Annotated in this window: 2 protein-coding genes; one reads left to right on the top strand and one right to left on the bottom strand. The window is 69.9% G+C overall.

Annotated elements, in window-relative coordinates:
* Positions 1-245, top strand: a 245-nt coding sequence (locus P409_RS39515) for a hypothetical protein (protein WP_034847831.1), incomplete at its 5' end; no start/stop codon positions are given.
* Positions 246-539: 294 nt separating this feature from the next.
* Here the strand turns inward: P409_RS39515 and P409_RS31515 are convergent.
* Positions 540-2390, bottom strand: coding sequence for a GH39 family glycosyl hydrolase (locus P409_RS31515; RefSeq protein WP_052121626.1), 1851 nt, complete (start codon positions 2388-2390; stop codon positions 540-542).
* Between the last annotated feature and the right edge of the window lie 211 nt (positions 2391-2601).

Below are 2601 nucleotides of genomic sequence, written 5' to 3'. Positions count from 1 at the left end.
CCATGGTCGAGCAGGCTGTCGACGACCTCGCCGAACCCGGCGTCGCCGCCGACATCAAGGCCGGGCTGGCGGTCCGGCTGAGGGAGCCCGATGTCGAGACGCTGCTCGACACCGAGAGCTTCGGCACCGCCGTGATCCGCCTCTGCCGCTCCCTCGGCTTCGACATCGAGAACGACCCCGAGAGCTATCTCGACGAGGAAGGCGTCGGTGACGACGACGCCGAGGCCTCGATCGACAGCAGCTGAGGGCACCGGGGGCGATGTTGCGTTTGAGCGGACCTGTCCCTTCTGTCCTCCCCCTCCCCTTGCGGGAGGGGGTAGGGGAGGGGTATTGCCGCCGCCCGGACCGATGCCAGGCGATTGCCGAATTTGGCAGCCGCCCTGGATACCCGCGCCCATCACCTCATCGACAGCTCCCCTCCCCCTACCCCCTCCCGCGAGGGGGAGGGGGAGTGTGGAAAATACGCGTCGGTTCAGGTGGTTGGATTTTGAGAAGGTCCTGTTCGCGGGAGAGGCGATGCGAGCACGCGCGATCGTCGGTCAGCCGGCCGCCACCACCTCCGACACCGAAAGCTCCCGGCCCGCCAGGTCGGTGGTGCGGATGCGGTAGAAGCCGCCCGGTCGCTCGACGGCGTGCAGGTACATACTCGACAGCAGCCGCACCGGGTTCACCGGCGCGAACGGCCCGGCCGCGTCCGCGCTCCACAGCACGTCGAACAGGCGCACGCCCTCCCCGGCCGGCGGGTCCCAGAACAGCAGCTGGTTGGGACCGTTCAGGCCGCGGTCGTGCCGCATCCGGATGTTCGCTGCCGGGGTGTCGGCAGACGCCGTCCCCTCCCGCTGCAGCACCACCAGCGCCACCGATGGCAGGAGCAGCTCGAGATCCAGCGGCAGCCGGCCGTCGGCGCCCACCTCGACCCGGCGCACGGTCAGCGCCGGCTCCTGCGCCTTGCGCATCGCCGCCAGCTGCGCCGGGTTCGGCGTGCCCAGCGCCGCCAGCTGCTCCGCATGCGGCAGCGCCCGGGCCTGGTCTTCCCAGACCGAGAACGGGTCGCCCTTGTCCTGGGCGATCGCGAAGATGCCCAGCGCGTACCGGCCGGGGACGAGGCCCGCCACCTCCAGCGCCACCGGGCTGATGCCGGACCGCCAGATCCGGTCGACGCTGTTGTACAGCAGCACCGCCGCGCCGCCTTCGATCGGCGTGGCCATGACGCCGAGACCGGTGCGGTCGGGGTCGAGATCGCCCGGCGCGTCGACCCGGCGGTCGCCGAGCAGGGCCAGCAGCTCCATCACCGTCAGCCCCGGCTTCTTGACGAAGTCGAAGGGCTCCGGGTTGGCACGCCGGTCGGCCAGGGCGGCGAGGTCGGTGACCCAGTCGCGCTGCGCCGCGTCGAATTGACGGGCGCCGAAGAAGGCCAGATGGGTGCGCTGGCCCCAGCGGCCGAGGAAGCCGTTGTCGTTGCTGAGGATGTCGTAGTCGACGCCCTCGGCCTCGACCAGCAGCCGCTGGTGCTGGTCGATCACCTTGGCGATCAGCCCGGCGAAATACGGCGTCGCGTGCCAGCTGTGGTAATGCTCCCAGCCGATCTGCGGGTCGCACTCATTGTTGATGAAGGGCAGGCCGGCGAAGCGCGGATGGTGCTCGCGGATGTAGTTCACCGCCTCCATCTCGTGCCGGCAGATGCCGACCGTGTCGGGGGTCAGGTCCTCCGGATGCTTCACCGCCCCCTTCTCATGCACCGAGATGAAGTCGAGCCGCACTCCGGTCTCGCCGGTGAAGAAGTTGGTGCCGGTGTCGCAATGGGCGAGGAAGCTGCGGAAGATCGGCGGCACCCGCCGCGCCACGCCCGGCCCGCCCAGGCGCAGCGCCGGGTCGACCGCCTTCAGCCCTTCCGAGCAGGCGTCGTAGTAGTTGTTGAAGCCGGTCTCGCCGCCCAGCTTCCACCAGATGTCCGGCTCGTTCCAGGTCTCGAAGTACCAGGACCGCACCTCCTCGGTGCCGTAGCGCTCGACGCAGCGCCGGGCCAGGGCCTCGACCAGGTCGCGCCAGAGCCGGACCTGCGCCTCCTGGTTCAGGTCGGTGTAGAGCTTGCCGGGGTTGCCCATCAGCTCGAAGAAGGGCTTCAGCCGGTGGCCGACGATCGCGTCCAGCGCCTGGTCCAGCAGGGTCCAGTCATAGGCGCCCAGCCGGTCCGCCTTCACCAGGTCGAGCATGTAGTGGACGCGGAGATACTCGATGCCGCGGTTCGGCACGGATCCCAGATGGGCCAGCGCCTGCTGCATCTCCGGTTCCAGCAGCAGCTCCGCCGGCGAGAAGCCGGTGCTGCGCCAGAAGCGCTTCCACGGGCGGGCGGGGCCGTTCAGGTCGACCCGGATCGGGGTGGCGGTCACGAGCGTCTCCTTGGTCTCCGCTCCCGGGAGCGGGTGAGTCACAGATGCATTGGCGCTGCGGACTTTTTTATCCTCCCCCTCCCCTCGCGGGAGGGGGTAGGGGAGGGGGTGTCGATGACGGAAACCGGCCCGGATCGTCCCGGATGTCTGCCGATCGAGGCGATCGGTCGACATCAGCTCCGGCGGCGACAGCCCCTCCCCTTCCCCCTCC

The sequence above is a fragment of the Inquilinus limosus MP06 genome, from assembly GCF_000767795.1.
GTDB classification, from domain to species: domain Bacteria; phylum Pseudomonadota; class Alphaproteobacteria; order DSM-16000; family Inquilinaceae; genus Inquilinus; species Inquilinus limosus_E.
This window is presented reverse-complemented; position numbering and strand designations above follow the sequence as displayed.